Annotated in this window: 15 protein-coding genes; 8 read left to right on the top strand and 7 right to left on the bottom strand. The window is 74.2% G+C overall.

What is annotated here, in order from left to right:
- Positions 1-19 precede the first annotated feature (19 nt).
- On the bottom strand, positions 20-2,806 hold the full coding sequence (locus tag ACFW3D_RS04940; RefSeq protein WP_500501347.1) for a helix-turn-helix transcriptional regulator: 2,787 nt from the start codon (positions 2,804-2,806) through the stop codon (positions 20-22).
- A gap of 677 nt (positions 2,807-3,483) precedes the next feature.
- On the opposite strand from ACFW3D_RS04940, the gene ACFW3D_RS04935 reads away from it, so the two are divergent.
- Positions 3,484-4,074 (top strand): TetR/AcrR family transcriptional regulator, encoded by a 591-nt coding sequence (locus ACFW3D_RS04935; RefSeq protein WP_500501346.1) that lies wholly within the window; start codon positions 3,484-3,486, stop codon positions 4,072-4,074.
- 37 nt (positions 4,075-4,111) lie between these two features.
- Here the strand turns inward: ACFW3D_RS04935 and ACFW3D_RS04930 are convergent, their stop codons facing one another.
- Genes ACFW3D_RS04930 through ACFW3D_RS04905 form a run of 6 tightly spaced genes read right to left on the bottom strand, consistent with a single transcriptional unit; the run spans position 4,112 to position 11,062 of the window.
- Positions 4,112-5,176 carry a carboxylate-amine ligase gene (locus tag ACFW3D_RS04930; RefSeq protein ID WP_500501345.1) on the bottom strand — a complete coding sequence of 355 codons (1,065 nt, stop codon included), beginning with the start codon at positions 5,174-5,176 and terminating at the stop codon, positions 4,112-4,114.
- A gap of 57 nt (positions 5,177-5,233) precedes the next feature.
- Entirely contained in the window at positions 5,234-6,466 is a 1,233-nt protein-coding gene (locus tag ACFW3D_RS04925) for a condensation domain-containing protein (protein ID WP_500501343.1), read from the bottom strand.
- Between the two features lie 28 nt (positions 6,467-6,494).
- Complete coding sequence (locus ACFW3D_RS04920; RefSeq protein WP_500501341.1) at positions 6,495-7,406, bottom strand: NAD-dependent epimerase/dehydratase family protein; 912 nt, start codon at positions 7,404-7,406, stop codon at positions 6,495-6,497.
- A complete protein-coding gene (locus tag ACFW3D_RS04915) occupies positions 7,403-8,551 on the bottom strand; it encodes a GNAT family N-acetyltransferase (protein ID WP_500501339.1) in 1,149 nt (382 codons plus the stop codon). The genes ACFW3D_RS04920 and ACFW3D_RS04915 overlap by 4 nt, the downstream gene beginning before the upstream one ends.
- Positions 8,548-9,798 carry an aminotransferase class I/II-fold pyridoxal phosphate-dependent enzyme gene (locus ACFW3D_RS04910; RefSeq protein ID WP_500501337.1) on the bottom strand — a complete coding sequence of 417 codons (1,251 nt, stop codon included), beginning with the start codon at positions 9,796-9,798 and terminating at the stop codon, positions 8,548-8,550. The genes ACFW3D_RS04915 and ACFW3D_RS04910 overlap by 4 nt, the downstream gene beginning before the upstream one ends.
- 16 nt (positions 9,799-9,814) lie before the next feature.
- The gene (locus ACFW3D_RS04905) at positions 9,815-11,062 is read right to left on the bottom strand and encodes a cytochrome P450 (RefSeq protein ID WP_500501335.1); all 1,248 of its coding nucleotides are present in this window, start codon (positions 11,060-11,062) and stop codon (positions 9,815-9,817) included.
- A 684-nt stretch (positions 11,063-11,746) separates the two neighbouring features.
- Between ACFW3D_RS04905 and ACFW3D_RS04900 the strand changes: the two genes are divergently transcribed.
- The 7 genes from ACFW3D_RS04900 (at position 11,747) to ACFW3D_RS04870 (ending at position 17,670) form a co-directional block, all read left to right on the top strand.
- On the top strand, positions 11,747-12,859 hold the full coding sequence (locus ACFW3D_RS04900; protein WP_500501333.1) for an LLM class flavin-dependent oxidoreductase: 1,113 nt from the start codon (positions 11,747-11,749) through the stop codon (positions 12,857-12,859).
- Positions 12,856-13,488, top strand: a complete 633-nt coding sequence (locus ACFW3D_RS04895; RefSeq protein WP_500501331.1) for an FMN reductase — start codon at positions 12,856-12,858, stop codon at positions 13,486-13,488. Before ACFW3D_RS04900 ends, ACFW3D_RS04895 begins: the two co-directional genes overlap by 4 nt.
- A gap of 8 nt (positions 13,489-13,496) precedes the next feature.
- Positions 13,497-13,820, top strand: a complete 324-nt coding sequence (locus tag ACFW3D_RS04890) for a GNAT family N-acetyltransferase (RefSeq protein ID WP_500501329.1) — start codon at positions 13,497-13,499, stop codon at positions 13,818-13,820.
- A 129-nt stretch (positions 13,821-13,949) separates the two neighbouring features.
- A complete protein-coding gene (locus ACFW3D_RS04885; RefSeq protein ID WP_500501328.1) occupies positions 13,950-14,939 on the top strand; it encodes a pirin family protein in 990 nt (329 codons plus the stop codon).
- A complete protein-coding gene (locus ACFW3D_RS04880; protein WP_500501326.1) occupies positions 14,936-15,304 on the top strand; it encodes a tetratricopeptide repeat protein in 369 nt (122 codons plus the stop codon). Before ACFW3D_RS04885 ends, ACFW3D_RS04880 begins: the two co-directional genes overlap by 4 nt.
- Positions 15,305-15,445: 141 nt before the next feature.
- Positions 15,446-16,171, top strand: a complete 726-nt coding sequence (locus ACFW3D_RS04875) for a VC0807 family protein (RefSeq protein WP_500501324.1) — start codon at positions 15,446-15,448, stop codon at positions 16,169-16,171.
- A gap of 107 nt (positions 16,172-16,278) precedes the next feature.
- Positions 16,279-17,670: a carboxylesterase family protein gene (locus tag ACFW3D_RS04870; RefSeq protein WP_500501323.1), complete on the top strand. Its 1,392-nt coding sequence runs from the start codon at positions 16,279-16,281 to the stop codon at positions 17,668-17,670.
- Positions 17,671-17,938: the final 268 nt, after the last annotated feature.

Genomic DNA, 17,938 nt, shown 5'->3' with positions numbered 1-17,938 from the left:
CCCGGCGTGGGCGTGGGCGTCATTCCCCCAAAGTCCCGAGCGCGTCGCGGAGCGCTGCCCGGGAGGTGATGCCGAGCTTGGGAAAGATCTGGTACAGGTGCGCTCCGACCGTCCGGTGCGAGAGATAGAGCCGTTCGGCGATCTGCTTGTTGCTGAGCCCCGTTGCCGCCAGGTCCGCGATCTCCCGCTCCTGCGGCGTGAGCACCTTCCCGCCCGCTTCGGTCCTCGGCGCAACCCATCCGGCGGCCCGCAGCTGCTTGGCCGCACGATCCATCCAGGGGCGGGCGCGAAGCTCCGCGAAGGTGTCGTGGGCCAGCGTCAACTGTGTTCTGGCCTCCGCGTTCGCCCTGGCTCGTCGGAGCCGTTCGCCGTGGGCCAGCCGCACCCGGGCCAGATCGAACGGCCATTGCCCGACTTCCGGCAGGGCCAGTGCCTCGCCGAACAGGCGCACCGACTCCTCGTCGTCCGTGGCGCACAGAGCGGCCGAAGCGCCGGCGAGGAGCGCGAGCCGCGGCGAGAGGGCGGCGATGTCGTTGTCCCGGATGGCGCGCACATGAGCGGCCGCTTCCGCCGGCCGGTCGGTGCGGACCGCGGCTTCGACGACATCCATCATCACCCACAGGGCGTGCGGCACGTGGGAGGCGAAGGTGCCCGCCGGGCTGATCGCCGTCGCGTGCCGGTAGGCGCTGGTGAAGTCGCCGCGTCCGAGGTCGGCCACGGTGCGTACGTGCCGGGCGTAGTGCAGTGCCGTCCCGACGCCCCGCGGTGCGGCCCACTGCGTGATGCGGCCCGTGAGGAGGCCGACCGTCGCGTCCTCCCCGCGGGGGGCGGCGACGACAGCACGGCAGTACCAGAAGTACCAGGTGAAGAACCGGTATCCGGAGTCCTCGCAGAGCTGGACTCCTTCGTCGGCCAGCTCGACGCACTCGTCCCACCTGCCGGTCAGGTAGTCGTTCAGGCACAGGTGCATCAAGGCGCCGAGGTGCCGGCGCACCGGGCCGCCGTCCCGTCCCTGGCGGACGACCTTCCACGAGGGCTCGCGGAGGGCCGGCAACCGGTCGAGGTAGAGCGCCGCGGTGCCGACCCTGACGATGCGGCCGGGGTCGGTCTCCTCGGGAAGTCCGCCGAGGATGTCCTCCAGCTGGTCCAGCGCAGCCGCTCCCGAACGCACCGGGTCGGAGAAGGTCCTGCCGGCCACGGACAGCAGTGCGGGCGGCTCCGGGCGCAACCGGGAGAGCGCGGTGTAGAAGGGGTCCCACAGCTCCGCACGACCGCTGAAGAAGCTGAGGAGCAGCAGCAGGTGCACGGCGTCGACGACGGCGTTGTCCTTGGCGTCGTACTGGTGGGTGCCGGACTCGATCGCGCCCGCCAGCAGGCGGTGAGCCGTGTCGATGTCCCCGTCGCCGTTGATGACCAGATAGACGGCGGCAGCGGCGGAGTGCAGGGACCCGGCCAGGTCCGGGTCGGCGCGACGGGCGTCCTCGAGCAGCTCCGAGACGCCGCGCAGCTCCCCCGTCGCGTCGGCGCCGATGTAGGCGGCCTCGGCCAGGCGGCGGGCCCGGTCCGATCCGTGTGGACTCAGATCGGCCGCCCGTTTCAGTGCCGCAACCGCCCCCAGGGCGTCGCCGCGCGCCGTGATGCGGTGGGCGGCCTGCTCCAGCAGGGTGGCGACCTGCTCGTCCGGCTCGACGGTCGCTTCTCCGAGATGCCAGGCCCGGCGCTCAGGCTGGTGCGCCAGAACCCGGGCCAGGGCCCGGTGCGCCGCGCGCCGCTCGGCGCTGGAGGAGGCGTCGACGACGGCCGAGCGGATCAGAGGGTGGCGGAAGACCAGCCTCCGGGTGCCCTCGTCGACGGTGACCAGCTGGTTCTGCTCGGCCGGGGCGAGATCTTCGAGGTCGGCGTCGCAACCGTCCTGCCGCGCCGCCGCGTGCAGGACCCCGAGATCGCCGGTCCCGTCCATCGTGGCGAGCAGCAGCAGATGGCGGGCGGCAGCCGGGAGCCCGGAGACCCGGGAGACGAACAGCGCCTGGAGCCGCCGGCTCAGCGGCAGGACGGCGGGAAGGTTCTCCAGCGCCATGCGCTGCTGCCCGCTCAGCACCCTGGGCAACTCGAGCAGGGCCAACGGGTTCCCTTCGGCCGCGGACAGCAGCCGACGCCGCACGCGTTCGGCGAGGTTCGGGAATCGCGCGTCGAGCAGTGCCCGAGACGACGATTCGTCCAGCGGCGGCACCTCGTACTCGGGGAGTCCACCGCGATGGAAGAAGGTCTCGCTTCCCTGGCGCACGGCGCCGAGGAAGCCGATCCGGCTGCCGCCGAGCCTGCGGGCGACGAAACCGAACACGGCGGCGCTGGCGCGGTCCACCCACTGCAGGTCGTCGATGACGAGCAGCAGGGAGCCGGGCGCGGCCACCTGGCGAAGGAGCATGAGGGTGGCGCTGGACACGACGAGCCGGTTCGGCGACGCTCCGCTGCCGAAGCCCAGCGCGACACGAAGGGCCTCCTGATGGGTGCTGTCCAGATCACCCAGCGTCTCGGAGAGGGGGAAGAGGAGCTGGTTGAGGCCGGAGTAGCTCACGTCGGCCTCGAACTCGACGCCGGCCGCGCGCAGGACCCGCGTCCCGGTCGCGGACGCCGCCTCCGCCACGGCGTTGAGCAGGACCGTTTTGCCCACCCCGGCCTGCCCTGACAGCAGGAGCGCCCCGCCACGGTCGGTTGCGCCGAGGAAGCCGCGTATGCGATCCAGTTCCTTGGCACGCCCGACAAGAGCGCCGGCGGCTCCGTCATCGAAAGGGTTGCCGTAGCCCACGCGTACACACTCCCGTCAGCCGTCCTCGTCCGCCCGGGTTCCACTCGGTCGGATATTCCTTGAATTCACTGGCAAGGGGAAGTTCATGCTACCGCGCGAACTTCCGGAATCACGTCGCCGGGCCGTATTTCGACCAGCCCCCTCGACGGCCTGGATAACTCGGGAGGAAATTCTTTCACTGAGTGAAAGGGGGAACCCGGTGGGTGTCTGCGGGGGGTAGCGTGTCGTCCGGGCGCACGATCCTCCGGCGGAAACCCCCTCGCGCGACGATCCCCGCCCAGGTGGGAGCGGCCGTCAGGCGCGTGTCCGACGGCAGGGGCGATCAGGCGAGAAATACCGGAACGCGCAAGACGCCGGGAGCGGAAAGGCGCCCCGTCGTCCCGTGAGCGGCGCGCACCCATTTCGGCGGACAAAGGTTATTCGTCCCCCACGGCAATTTCCCGCCCTCTTGCCGGGAAATGGCCGGCGCCGTCGGCCCGTGCATTGACCGCGCGTCCTTTGCGCGCCAGTCCGCGCATCCGCCCGCACCTTCCCGACGGGAATACCGGACGGCGCCCGGGGAACATACGGGCGGCCCTTCGGCGGCCCTGTCGCGTTGTCCCACTGGTGCTGTGGCCCGGGTGCCTGCTTGCGCCGCCTGCCCAGATCATGGAAGGAACGTTCTATATAATGCGTCCATGAGCGAGACCAAGAGCGGGCCTGCCACGACAGCCCGCAAGTCGGCGGCACGGGAGCGGCTGCTGACCACGGCGAGCAGGCTCTTCTACACGGAGGGGATTCGCGCTGTCGGCGTCGACCGGGTGATGGCGGAGGCCGACGTCGCGCGCGGCACCTTCTACCGGCACTTCGAGGGCAAGGACGACCTGGTGCGCGGCTACCTGGACGCCACCGATCAGGACATCCGGGCCCGGGTGGCCGTCGCGGCCGAGAAGACGGGGGGAGGTGCTGCCCTGCTCGATGTCGTCGCGCACAGCATCGGCGAGGAGATCTGCGGTCCGGGGTTTCGTGGCTGCCCCTTCATCAACGCGGCCGCGGAGTACCCGGATCGGAAGTGCCCGATCCACCAAGCCGTGCTGACGCACCGCGAGTGGTTCCACCAGGTGCTCGAGGACGCCCTCGCGACCATGGGCGTCGCGGACCCCCGGCAGTCCGCCGACCTTGTGGTCGCCCTACGTGACGGAGCGATGGTCGCGGGCTATCTCGGCGACTCCCGGTCCGCGGCCCGCACGCTCGTCCGGGGTGTCGACCTGGTCGTCGCATCGGGCTGACGGCGTCCCGGCGGGAGGCTCGGCCGCCGGGGGTCCGTCAGGCCGCCGTGCGGCGGACCGCGTCGCGGAGGACCGCGGGGGCGCCGCCTTGGGCGTACACCTCGCGTTGCCGGCGGGCGCCGGTCCCCTGCGAGGTGAGGCGGTCGATGCCGGCGCGGACGGTGTACAGGTCGCCCGCGTCCTTGAGGGCGTCCTCGACGTGGGCGACCAGGGTCTCGACGACGTCGTGCGCGCTCGCCGGGCGGAAGGTGCGCGGATCGAGGAGGGCGCCGTCCAGCCCGGAGCGGCTGGCGCGCCAGGAGGCGAGCCGGAGCAGGGCCAGGTCGTCGTCGGGTGCGGGATGCCCGTCGGCCCACTCGCGGGCGGCGGTCTCGACCAGGCCGCGCACCAGTGCGGCCAGCACCACCGCGTCCTGGCACTCCGGGCACACGTCGCAGACGCGCACCTCCACCGTGGGGAACTTCGCCGACAGCCGGGCGTCGAAGTAGAGCATGCCCTGGTCGATGAGGATCCCCGTGGCCAGCAGCCGTGACACCGCCGCGCGGTACCCCTCGGCGGAGCCGAAGCCGCGGGTGGCTCCGGCGGTGGGCCAGCGGCCGAAGACCTGGTAGCGGTAGCTCGCGTACCCCGTGTCGGCACCCTGCCAGAGCGGCGAATTGGAGCTGAGCGCGAGCAGCGGCGGCAGCCAGGGGCGGATGCGGTCGACGACGGCCACGCCTTCCTCGTCCGACTCCACCCCGACGTGGACGTGGCAGCCGCAGGTCAGGGTCTCCTGGGCGGTGAGGCCGAAGGACTGGGCCATCCTGCGGTAGCGGCCCCTGGGGGTGAGCCGGGGCGGCACCGTCACGGGAGAGGTGCCCAGCGCCGCCACCGCGACGCCTTCCGAGCGGGCGAGGTCCGCCGCCCTCCGCCGCCAGGCGCGCAACTCCTCCCTCAGCTGGTCGAGGGTGGCGCAGGGGGAGCTGTTCAGTTCGAGCTGCTGCTGCTGCAGCTCGGCCACGAGTTCCCGGGACCAGGGCCCGCCGTCCAGTACCGCGTCCGCCACCGCGCGCGGTTCACCTGACCGCGCGTCCACCAGAAGAAGCTCCTCTTCGACTCCCACGGTGCGTGCCACCCTCTTCCGATACCCGCTGAGCCCGCCGCTATCCGTCCGCGGGCCTCACCCGGCGGACAGCAGGTGGTCCATGGCGCGCCGGCACAGGTCTTCGGCCTCCTCGCCCGCCGTCGACGTGACGCTGAAGAACAGCCGCCCGCCGAGCCCCACCACGATCACCAGCGGCGCCCCGGACAGGCTGGTGTGCGCCCCGCCGTGGACGGCGGCCAGCCGCAGCGGCCCGTACGCCTCGGGAAGGTCCAGGCGCGTGTTGCTCACGGACACGTCGAACCGGGGGCCGCGTGACTCGCCGCGCCGCAGCAGGGCGCCGACGGCGCGGTGCGGCAGGAACGAGGCCAGCCGGAAGACGCGCACGAGCGGCCGCAGCTCCTGCGGGGTGAGCCGGGCGTGGATGCCGGTCCTGGCCTCCCGCGCGGCCGCCCACAGGTCGCCGGTCGCGCCGTCCACCGGGACGACGAAGCTCGCCGCGTACAGGCCCATGGCTTCCCCGGGCGACGGTTCGAGCACCCGGCGCAGGTCCGCGGCGACCGCGATCCGTGCGGAACGGCCGGGCGCGGCGGCCCGGGCGAAGGCCGCGCACAGCGCGGCCTGCAGCGTCGCGCCCCGCGCCCGGCACCGCTTGAGCAGCAGCTCCGTCTCCTCGCGCTCCAGCGACCACGCGCGGTAGGCGAGCAGCCCGCCCGGCGGGTACGGCGGCCGTACGGGCCCGCCCAGGGCGCGGGCGGTCCTCAGCAGGTCCCCGGGGCGGGCGCGCGGGCCGGGGATCAGCTCGTCCGCGGGCGCCGCCAGCACCGGCACCGGCCCGGCGCCGGGCGGCGGAGCGCCCGCCGGGTCCGGCCCGCCGAGGTGGGTCAGCAGGTCGCGCATGACGACACCCGCGGAGACGGCGTCGGCGACCAGGTGGTGGTACACGGTGACCAGGTCGAAGGCCTCGCCCGCGTCCACGAGCACGAAGCGGGCGAGGGGCCCGGTGCGGGTGTCGAAGGGCCGCGGGAGTTCCTCCTCCACCACGCGGGACCAGGCATCCGCGCCGGCGTCGCGGACCACCCGCACGCCCGGGTCCGGCACCCCGGTCGTGGTGAGCCGCCCCTGCCACGGCCCGGGGTCGGCGATCCGGACGCCGAGCAGGGGGTGGCGGACGCGGACGGCGGCCACGGCCGCGCGGACGCGCCCGGGCGTGGTGCGGCCCTCGACCCGGGCCACGGCGGCGATGTTGACGGGGAGCCGCTCGCCTGCGGCCCAGATGACGCGTTCGTACGGGGACAGTCGGCGGCGCACGGGGTGCTCCCCCTTCCTCGCGGGGCGGTCAGCGGTTCAGGGCGCCGCGCAGCCCCTCGGGGAGCGTGACGGCGGGGCGGTACGGGAGCCGGCCGCCGGGGGCGCAGGTCCACGCGGGATGCAGCGCCTCGGCGACCTTGTCGGGGTTGAGCGCGGACGCGCGGCCGAACAACCGGGCCGCCGCCATCGCCAGGGGTCCGGGGATGTGCACCACCCGCGGTGCGCGGCGGCCGAGCGCGGCGGCCACGGCGGCGCCGATGTCCTCCCAGCGGTGCTCGGTGCCGTCGCACACGTGGTACGTGCCCACCTCCGTGGCGGCGGGGTCGGCGGCGGTGATCAGCGCCCGGCACAGGTCGTCGACGTGGATCAGCGAGTAGTGCCGCGGCCCGGGCCGGCCGACCGCGGGCAGCAGGCCCGTGCGCACCGCCGCCACCAGCCGCGGCAGGAACTCCGGGTCTCCGGGGCCGTAGACGATCGGCGGCCGGACCACGACCGCCGGCAGCCGGTCCGCGGCGTCCCGCACCGCCCACTCCCCGCCGAGCTTGCTGCGCCCGTACGCGGAGACCGGCTCCGGCGGGGCGTCCTCGTGGCGGCGCCGCCCCGGGCCGGAGGCGGCCAGCGACGAGCAGTACACCAGGCGCGGCGGCACGGTGAGCGCCGCCGCCGCCTCGCACAGCCGCCGCGTCCCGGCGGCGTTGACGGCCGCGTAGGCCCGCGGGTCGCCCGCTTTGGTGACCCCCGCCAGGTGGACGATCCGGTCCACGCCCCGCAGCGCGACGGCCAGCCCTGCTCCGGTGACGAGGTCACCGGGCACGCTGCGGGCGCCGGGCACGTCGCGGCCGCCGCGCACCAGCGCGGTCACCTCGTGGCCGCGGGCGGTGAGGTGACGTACGAGGTGGCCGCCGACGAAACCGGTGGCGCCGGTCACGAGGTACCTCACCGCAGGCCCCCGCCGTCGCGCTCGTACAGCCGGTGCGTCCTGAAGTGCACCCCGCCCATGGCCTGCGCGTGCCGGTTGGAGCCCCGGTTGTCCTCCAGGATCCAGGACAGGTCGGTCTCGGTGTAGCCGAGCCGGAACGCCGCCCGCTGCGCGTCGGCGAGCAGCACCGCCACCAGCCCGCGGCTGCGGTGCTCCTTCCGTACGCCCGAAGTGCCGCCCCTGACACGGGTGATGCGCCCCATCGCCCGGCTGATCCGCAGCATCCCGATCGGCAGCCCCCAGGTGGTGAGCCTGCCCCGCGCGGTGCGCAGCGCCTGGTTCACGTCGGGCACCCACAACGTGAACGCGGCGGGCTCGCCGTCCACCTCGGCGATCCGCACCAGTTCCGGGTGGACGACCGACTTGAGCTGCGCGGCCATGTGCGCGAACTCGGCGTCGGTCAGCGGCACGGAGGCGTAGTTCTCGGCCCAGGCGTCGTTGTAGATGTCCTTGACGACGGCCATGTCGGCCTCGTAGCGGTCCGGGTCGAGCGGCCGCACCCGCACGGCCGGGTCGGCCAGGGTACGCGCGGCGACCCGGGCGATCGCGGCGGGCGGTTCGCCGTCCGGGGGCATCGGCACCAGCCAGGACAGCAGGTCCTTCGCCTTGCCGAAGCCGCAGCCGGTCAGCAGGTCCGCGTAGTACGGCGGGTTGTACGGGATGCCCACGCTCGGCGGCCCGTCGAAGCCGTCCACGAGCAGTCCGCACTCGTCGTTGACGGAGAAGCTGAGCGGGCCCAGCATCCGGGTCAGCCCGCGTCCGGCCAGCCATGCGTCCGCCGCGTCGAAGAGGGCTCCGGCGGCCTCGAGGTCGTCGGCGCACTCGAAGAGCCCGAAGTGACCGCACTTGTAGTCGTGCCGCTCCTGGAAGCGCGGGTCGGCGACGGCGGCGATCCGGCCGACGGTCCGGCGCCCCCGGCGGGCGAGCAGGAGCCGCACCTCGGCCGTGTCGAAGAAGGGGTTGCGGCGCGGGTCGAGGAAGCCGCGCATCTCGCGCTCCAGCGGTGCCACCCAGTGCGGGTCGTCGCGGTGGAGCGCGTACGGCAGCCGGATGAACTCCGTCGTCGCGGCGCGGTCCTCGACGGGGGTGACGGTGACCGCGTTCACCGTGCCACCGCCTGGGCGGGCAGGTCCCGTACCAGGCCGGCCCGGCGCCCGGCGGCGGCGAAGGCGTCCAGGATCCGCCGCAGATGGGCGTCGGAATGGGTGGCCTGCACGGTCACCCGGATCACGCACCGGCCCTCGGGGACGGCGGGGGCCCCGACGGCGTTGGTGAACACGCCCTCGTCCAGCAGGGCCTGCCACATCAGGGCGCACGCGGTGGCGTCCCCGATGAGGACGGGTACGACCGGGGTGACCGAGTCCCCCGTGTCGTAGCCGAGCGCGCGCAGCCCGGCACGCAGTTCCTCCGCGAGGGCGAGCACGCGCAGGCGCCGCCACGGTTCGGCCGCGGCGATGCCGAGCGCGGCGATCCCCGCGGCGAGGGCGGCCGGCGGCATCGACGCGGAGAAGAGGATGGAACGGGCGCTGTAGCGCAGGTAGTCGACGACGTGCGCGGGCCCGGCGAGGAAGCCGCCGGTGGAGCCGAAGCACTTGGACAGGGTGCCGGTGAACAGGTCGACCCGGTCCATGAGCCCGAAGTGGTCCGCGACGCCGCGCCCGCCCGGGCCGAGCAGCCCGATGTCGTGGGCGCCGTCCACGACGAGGCGGGCACCGTGCCGGGCGGCGAGTTCCGTCAGCCCGGGGAGCCGGCACAGGTCGCCGTCCATGGAGAACATGCCGTCGGTGACGATGACCTTGCCCGCGGCCGGTTCCGCGGCCGTGGCCTGCTCCAGCAGCGTGTCCAGCCGCGCGGTGTCCGAGTGCGGGTAGAGCACGCGGCGGCCCGCGCCGAGCCGGATGCCGTCGACCAGCGAGGCGTGGTTGGACATGTCGCTGAAGACGATGTCGCCGCGGCCGAGCAGGGCGGCGACGGCCAGGTTCGCCTGGAAGCCGGTGGTGACCACGGCGGCCGCCTCGGTGCCCAGGAAGTCCGCGATCCGCTCCTCCAGTTCGCCGTGGAGGGGCAGGGTGCCGTTGAGGGTGCGGGCGCCCGAGCAGGACGCGCCGTAGCGGGTCAGCGCCTCGGCCGCGGCCGCCGTCACCCGGGGGTCCGTGGAAAGGCCCAGGTAGTCGTTGCAGCCCGCCATGACGACGTCCCGGCCGTCGACGACGGCCTCACCGTCGCCCGTCATGTGCACGGTGCGGTAGAAGGGCCGGACGCCCGTCTCCGCCATGGCCCGTACGAAGGTCGACGACGACAGGTCCTTGCGGAACGCGTCCGTGGCGTCCGTTGCGTCCTGGATTTCGGTCACTGGCCTTCGGTCTCCCTTAGGTGAGGGGCGAGTGGATGGTCAGCCGGGCGATGTCGGCCATGCTCGGCCCGGCGTGCCGTACCGGCGGGGCGGCGGCCCGGGCGCCGGGCAGCTCGCGGGCGAAGGCCCGGGCGAACGCGAGCGCCTGCGCGCGGGCCAGATGGGACCCGAGGCAGTAGTGCAGACCGCCGCCGAAGGCGAGCAGCCGTTGCGCCGGCCGGTCCGGGTCGAAGACGTGCGGGGCGGGGAAGCGCACCGGGTCGCGGTGCGCGGCGCCGATGAGCGCGTGGACCACCCGCCCCGCGGGCACCGGGCGGCCGCCCAGCTCGGTGTCCGCGCCCGCCACGCGGGTCACCACGCGTCCCGGCGGGTCCCAGCGCAGCAGCTCGTCCGTGAGCGGCCCCGCGAACCCCGGGTCCCGGCGGATCCTTTCGGCAAGCGCGGGGTCGGTGGTCAGCGCCAGCGCCGTGCCGGCCAGCAGCGCGGCCGTGGTCGGCACCCCGGCGGAGAACAGCGTCAGCAGCAGGTAGCGGGCCCCCGCCGGGTCCTCGGCGGCCCACCCCGACAGCAGGTCTCCCACGGGACGCCGCAGGCGCTCGGCCAGCGCGCGGTCGTACGCGTCGAGCAGGGCCAGCGCGGCGGCGTCCGCGCGCCGTACGACGCTGGGCGGGGCGGCGAGTTCCTCCACCCGCACCATGGCTGCGCTCTCGGCGGCGAGCCACCCCCGGTCGATCCACTCCGGCAGCCCGGCCATCTCCGCCAGGACCGCGGTGGGCAGCGGCCGGCACACCCGGGCGACGACGTCGGCCGAGCCGTCGCGGCGCACGGCCGCGGCGAACTCCTCGACGTGGCGCTCGGTGAGCGGCTCCACGAGCCGCTCCGCCGCCTCCCGCACGACCCGGGGCGCCAGAACCGCGTTGAGCGGGCGGCGGCGCGCAGTGTGCTCCGGCGGATCCTGCTGCAGCGGCGTCTCGCACAGCCCGACCGTGCTCGCGCTCTCCCGCCACCCGGGACGGTGCGCGTCGCGCCAGCGGACGCCGAGCGTGAGCCATTCGCGCCCGGTCAGCACCTGCCGGCACTCCTCGTACCCCGTGACCAGGAGCGCGCCCCACGGCGTCGGCACGAGCGGCCCCGCCGCGGCCAGCGCGTCGTACGCCGCCGCGAGCGCCTCCGGCTCCACGGCCCTGCGCCACTGCCGGACGAGGCCCGCCGCGGAACGCGCGTCAAGGGCGGTGGGCTTCGGGGGCAGCATCACGTGGCTCATGTGTCAGGAAACGGACTTCGGCTCGGAGGCGGGCGGGGGGAGCGTCGCGGGGTCGGCGTGGCGCACGGGGCGGCGGTCGGCGCCCCTGAGAGTGCTCTGCCGGAGGTGTTCCGATCCAGTCACATAGGCACTTTTCACCCACCCGTGAACGTAATTCGCCTTTCCCTCGCGCGGTCCGCTACGGTCGACCGTCCGTGTCCCAACCGCCCCGCGTCCCCCGCAGGGGACGCGGACGCGGGCTCCGGCGAAGAGACGGAGCCGGGCGTCCGCGAAGCCGGCCCGGGGCGCTGGTGCCCGCGGTGCAGCCGGCGGCGATGAGGACGGCGGCGCCCACGTCCGTGTCCTGAGGGCCGATCGCGCCGCGTCCAGGATGATCTCCCACCTCGGACCGGCCTCCCGGGCGCCACGTGCACGAGGGCGAGCCGGCCCGTGTCCCCGCTCGTCCCGGCCGGTCGCCGGTGCCCCCCCCTCGTCGGCCTCGTGATCCGCGTGCGGTGCTTCCGGGTGGTCGCTCGCGCCGGGGGTCCCGGCGCGTGTGCGCCCGCGCGAGGCGGTCGGACGGCCTTGGCGGCGCCGTGGGCGCCCCGCCCCGGCACGGGAGGAATAGCCCGATTGGGCATCCCGTTGACAGGGGTGGTTGAATAATCAACAAACATCGTGAGACGACGGAGGAGAGTGAAGCCGGTGCAGTTCGGGATCTTCACCGTGGGTGACGTGACCATGGACCCCACGACCGGCAGGACGCCGACAGAGCACGAGCGGATCAAGGCCATGACGGCGATCGCGCTGAAGGCCGAGGAGGTGGGGCTGGACGTCTTCGCGACGGGTGAGCACCACAACCCCCCGTTCGTCCCCTCGTCCCCGACGACGATGCTCGGCTGGATAGCCGCCCGTACGGAGAGGCTGGTCCTGTCCACCTCGACCACGCTGATCACCACGAACGACCCGGTGAAGATCGCGGAGGACTTCGCGATGCTGCAGCACCTGGCCGGCGGCCGCGTCGACCTGATGATGGGCCGCGGCAACACCGGACCGGTCTACCCCTGGTTCGGGCAGGACATCCGGCAGGGCATCCCGCTGGCGATCGAGAACTATGCGCTGCTGCACCGGCTGTGGCGCGAGGACGTCGTCGACTGGTCCGGCCGCTTCCGCAGTCCGCTGCAGGGCTTCACCTCGACGCCCCGGCCGCTGGACGACGTGCCGCCCTTCGTGTGGCACGGCTCCATCCGCTCGCCGGAGATCGCGGAGCAGGCCGCCTACTACGGCGACGGCTTCTTCCACAACAACATCTTCTGGCCCGCCGACCACACCAAGCGGATGGTCGAGCTGTACCGCACGCGCTACGCGCACTACGGCCACGGCACTCCGGAGCAGGCCATCGTCGGCCTCGGCGGCCAGGTGTTCATGCGGAAGAACTCGCAGGACGCCGTCAGGGAGTTCCGGCCGTACTTCGACAACGCGCCGGTGTACGGGCACGGCCCGTCGCTGGAGGACTTCACCGAGCAGACCCCGCTGACCGTCGGCTCGCCCCAGCAGGTCATCGAGCGGACGCTGGGCTTCCGCGAGTACGCCGGCGACTACCAGCGCCAGCTGTTCCTGATGGACCACGCGGGACTGCCGCTGAAGACCGTGCTGGAGCAGCTCGACCTGCTCGGCGAGGAGGTCGTGCCGGTGCTGCGCGAGGAGTTCGCCAAGGGCCGTCCCGCGGACGCGCCCGAGGCTCCGACGCACGCCTCGCGGGTCGCGCACCGTGACGCGCAGGCCCTGGAGGGCAAGGAGAAGGAGGCCGCGAAGTGACCGTCGCACCCCTGAAGCTGGTGGTCGTCTCGGCGGGTCTGAGCACGCCGTCGTCCACGCGGCTGCTCGGCGACCGGCTCGCCGAGGCCGTACGGCGGGCCGTCGCGGACGGCGGCCGCACGGTCGACGTGCGCGTGGTCGAACTGCGCGACCTCGCCGTGGACATCGCCAACAACATGGTCACCGGCTTCCCCGGCCGCGCCCTGGCGGAGGCCGTCGCGGCCGTGACGGAGGCGGACGGCCTGATCGCCGTGACGCCGGTCTTCTCGGCCTCGTACAGCGGGCTGTTCAAGTCGTTCTTCGACGTCGTCGACAGCGACGCGCTGTCCGGCAAGCCCGTGCTGATCGCCGCCACCGGCGGCACGGCCCGGCACTCGCTGGTGCTGGAGCACGCCCTGCGGCCGCTCTTCGCCTTCCTGCGGGCCGTGGTCGTCCCGACCGCCGTGTACGCGGCGTCGGAGGACTGGGGCGGCAGCGGCGACGCGCTCACCGACACCCTGCCGACCCGCATCGCCCGCGCCGCGGGCGAGCTGGCGGCGCTGCTGGTGGCGCGGCCGCCGGCCGCGGCGACCGCGGCGGATACGGTCGTTCCGTTCGAGCAGCAATTGGCCGCCCTGCGGCCCGAGTAGGAGAGACGATGGCACTGCGAGTCGCCGACAACCCCGGCACGTCCCGTTTCGAGATCTTCGACGCGGCGGAGGAGGGCGGTGCCGAGGAGGTGGCCGGCTTCGCCGAGTACCACCTGTACCGGGACCAGATCGCGTTCATCCACACCGAGGTGGACCCCCGTTTCGGCGGTCGGGGCCTCGGCGGGGCCCTCGCCCGGGCCGCGCTGGACGCGGCCCGTGAGCGCGGGCTCGCCGTGCTGCCCTTCTGCCCCTTCATCCGCGGGTGGATCGGCAAGCACCCCGAGTACGTGGACCTGGTGCCGGAGGGCGAGCGCGCTCGCTTCGGCTTCTGAGGCCCTCGGGACCCGCGGAGGGTGGGCCCCGAGGGGTGGCGGGGAGCGGGAATGGACCCGGTTGGTTGAATGTTAAACCGGTCGTGCGAGGCCCGGACCGGGCCCGCCGGGACTGCCGAGGAGGGCGTCATGCCTGCCGTGACCGTCGAGAACACCCTGCTGCTGCCCCGTGTCGCCGAGCCCGACCCGGTGACCGCGGAGCAGCGCCCCGTCCGCCGGGTGACCTCCGCCCCGCAGGGCTTCGAGGGCGAGGGCTTCCCGGTGTACCGCGCCTTCGCGGGCGTGCCCATGCGGGAGCTCGACCCCTTCATCCACATGGACCAGATGGGTGAGGTCGAGTACGCGCCTGGCGAGCCCAAGGGCACCGCCTGGCACCCGCACCGCGGCTTCGAGACCGTCACCTACATGATCGACGGCCGCATGGAGCACCAGGACTCGCACGGCGGCGGGGGCACCATCACCGACGGCGCCACGCAGTGGATGACCGCCGGCAGCGGCATCCTCCACATCGAGGCACCGCCGGAGGAACTGGTCGTCTCCGGCGGGCTCTTCCACGGCGTCCAGCTGTGGGTGAACCTGCCGCGGGCGAACAAGTGGAACGTACCCCGCTACCAGAGCATCGAGGGCCCCGAGTCGGCGCTGCTGTCCTCGCCCGACGGAGGCGCGCTGGTGCGCGTCATCGCCGGCGAGGTCGCGGGCCACGCGGGACCGGGCAGCACCTTCACCCCGATCTCGCTGGTCCACGCCACCGTCAGCCCCGGCGCGCGTCTGGTCCTGCCCTGGCGGCCGGACTTCAACGCCCTGGCCTACGTGCTGTCCGGGCGCGGCACCGCCGGCGCCGAACGGCGCCCGCTGGACGCGCACCAGCTGGCCGTGTTCGGCAGCGGCGACACCCTGACCCTGGAGGCCACCGACCACCCCGACAGCCGCACCCCCGCCCTGGACGTCCTGATCCTGGGCGGCCGCCCGATCCGCGAACCGGTCGCGCACTTCGGCCCGTTCGTCATGAACACCAAGGCCGAGGTCATGCAGGCCGTCGAGGACTTCGAGCGGGGCCGGTTCGGACTGGAGCCGGCCGGCCGCATGCCGCACACCGCACCTGGAGAGGAGCTCGCGTGAACACCACCGTCACCCAGGGGTCCCGCGCCCCCCGCGAGGACACCACGGCGGAGCGCTGGGCGCGCGCCGGGCTCTACTTCGAGGCCAAGGAGTACACCGAGGCGGCCCGGCTGCTCACGGCCGTCGTCGACGAGGTGCCCGAGCAGGTCGCCCCGCGCCTCCTGCTCGCCCGCGCCTACTACCACTCCGCCCAGCTGGGCCGCGCCGAGGCGCAGTTGCGCGTCGTCGTCGAGCGCGACCCGGTCGAGCACTACGCGCACCTGCTGCTGGGCCGCACCCTCCAGCGGCAGGGCCGCGAGGCCGAGGCCGCGCCCTGGCTGCGGCTCGCCGCCGCCTTCGCGGGGGAGCCGCACCCGGAGGACTGATCCGGTGCAGGGCCCCGGTGCGGGGCCCTGCGGGCACCTCATGGCGCCGCCGCCTAAAGCCTGGGCAAAGTGCCCGGCCGGGGCGGCGGCGCCGCGCGTATGTTCCCCTGCGGCTTCGGCAACGACTACGGGGGGAAAGCCGTGTCCGGACGGTCAGGCACGTCGTCGGCGCTCGGCTGGGCGCTCACCATTGTCTTCAACATCGTCCTGCCCGTCCTCACCTACGGCAGGCTCACCGACGCCGGCTGGAGCGAGTTCTCCGCCCTGCTGCTGTCCGGCGTCTGGCCCGTGCTCGACACCGCCATCACGCTCGCCTGGCGGCGCAAGGTGGACGAGTTCGCCGTCATCACCCTCGTCTTCCTGGTGATCAGCGTGGTCGTCTCCGTCGTCGGTCCCCACTCCACGCGGCTGCTGCTGGTCAAGGACTCCGCCGTCACGGGCCTGTTCGGGGTGGTCTGCCTGGCCAGCCTGCTCGCGCCGCGGCCGCTGATGTTCTACTTCGGGCGCAAGTTCGGCACCGACGGCACCAAGGAGGACGCCGAGCGGTTCGACGGGCTGTGGCAGTACGAGGGCTTCCGCCATGTCATCCGCACCATGACCGTCGTCTGGGGACTCGGCTACGTCCTGGAGGCGCTCACCAGGATCGGCCTTTCGTACAAGCTGTCGACCGGCACCATGGTGACGGTCAACTCGGTGATGGCGTACGCAGTCACCGGCGTCCTCATCGCCTGGACGGTCCTCTACGGCCGGCGCGCCGCCGCCCGCGGCAAGGAGCGGGAACGGCAGGCCGCGGAAGCCGAGGCCGCGGCGGCCGCCGAGGGCGGGACGGGGGAGTCCGCCGGGGCGCCCGGGACTCCGGCGGCCTGACGGCAGGACGCGCGTTCGGCAGTCCGGGCGGCTTCCGGCACCGTCACCGCCGCGTCGGCCGGGCCGGTCGTGGCCACCGCACGGCCGTTGCCGGTAGACCGGCTGCCATGGACAGCGGGAGCGGGACCGAGGGACGGCGGCGGCCGGTGGTGGTCACGGAGCGGGGCTCCGTGCGCGGGGTGACCGGGAGGCAGGGGGTGGCGGCCTTCCGTGGGATCCCCTACGCGGCGTCGCCGGTCGCCGCGTTGCGGTTCGCCCCGCCCGCCCCGCCCCCCGGCTGGTCCGGAGTGCGCGACGCGGTCCACGCCGGCGCCGACGTGCCGCAGGCGCCGTCCCGGCTGGCGGTCGTCATGGGCCCGCGCGAGCCGCACGGGGACGAGGAGGGCTGCCTCACCCTCAACGTGTGGACGCCGGAGGGGGCGCTCGAACCCGGTGCCGGCCCCCGGGCGGTGCTGGTGTGGTTCCACGGAGGCGGCTTCACCACCGGTTCCGGCGGCTGGGACTGGTACGACGGCGCGCGGCTCGCCGCCCTCGGCGGCATCGTCGTCGTCACCGCCAACTACCGCGTCGGGCCCCTGGGCTGGCTGTACCTGCCGGAGATCGGTGCGAGCAACCTGGGCAGCCGTGACCAGGCCGCGGTGCTGCACTGGGTGCGCGACAACATCGCGTCCTTCGGCGGCGACCCGGCGCTGATCACGGTGGGAGGGCAGTCGGCCGGGGCGTACAGCGCGGTCTGCCTCGCCGTCGACCCCGGGACGCGGCTCCTCGTCCGGCGGGTGATCGCCGAGAGCGGGCCGTGGGGGCTCGAACCGCAGGAACCCGCCGAGGCGGCCGAGGTCGCCGCCGCGTATCTGCGCCTCCGGGGCGTCGGGCACCCGTCGGAACTGCGGGAGATGCCGGCTGAACGGCTGGTGTCGGCGTACGGGCGGTTGTCGGCCGAGCGCGCCCGGCCCGGCGACGTCGCACCCGCGATGTACCCGGTGCTCGGCGGGGCCGGGCTGCCCCGCGCCCCGATGGCGGCGGTGGCCGCGGGCGGCCTGGACGGCAAGGACGTCCTGCTGGGCAGCACGCAGGACGAGATGACGGCCTTCCGCGCCGCGTCGCCGGCGCACTTCCCCACGGCGGCCGGGACCGAGCGGGTCTTCGGGGCGGGGGTCACCGAGATCGCTTCCCGCTGCGCGGAGCGCGGCCGGCCCGCGTACGCCTACCGCTTCACGCGGCGCCCGCCGGGGGACGACGGCACCCTGGGCGCTACGCACTGCTCCGAAATCCCCTTCCTCTTCGGCAACTTCGAGGCGTTCGCCGACGCGCCGATGCTGGGCCCGGTGGACGACGCCGACCGTGCCCTCGCCCGGGAGTTCGGCGGGGCGCTCGCCGCGTTCGTGGCGACCGGGTGCCCTGACGGCGGGGACGGCGGGGGGCGTGGGCCGTGGCGGTCGTACGAGCCGGGGGAGGGGGCGGGCGCGGAGGTGCGGAGGTTCGGGCCGCCGGTTCGTTGACACCCTTTCGGGGGATCGCACAGATATTCGAACACGGGATACGCTGCGGGCATGTCGACTTCAGACGATGAGCGAGACCTCTTCTCGGACCCCGACCGGACCGCGCCACTCACGGTGCGCGGTCCGGCACCCGTCCTCGACCCGTTCCGGACCCCTGGCTCCGCGGGCGCGTCCACGGCCCCGGCCGCGCGCGCGGTGGGCGGCCCGGGGCGCGGGGCCATAGCCCCGCGCCCCGGTGCCGGTCGCTGAGCGGAGACGAGAGGCGCCG

Origin of the sequence: Streptomyces sp. NPDC058864 (assembly GCF_042742985.1) — a bacterium.
Taxonomy (GTDB): domain Bacteria; phylum Actinomycetota; class Actinomycetes; order Streptomycetales; family Streptomycetaceae; genus Actinacidiphila.
This window is presented reverse-complemented; position numbering and strand designations above follow the sequence as displayed.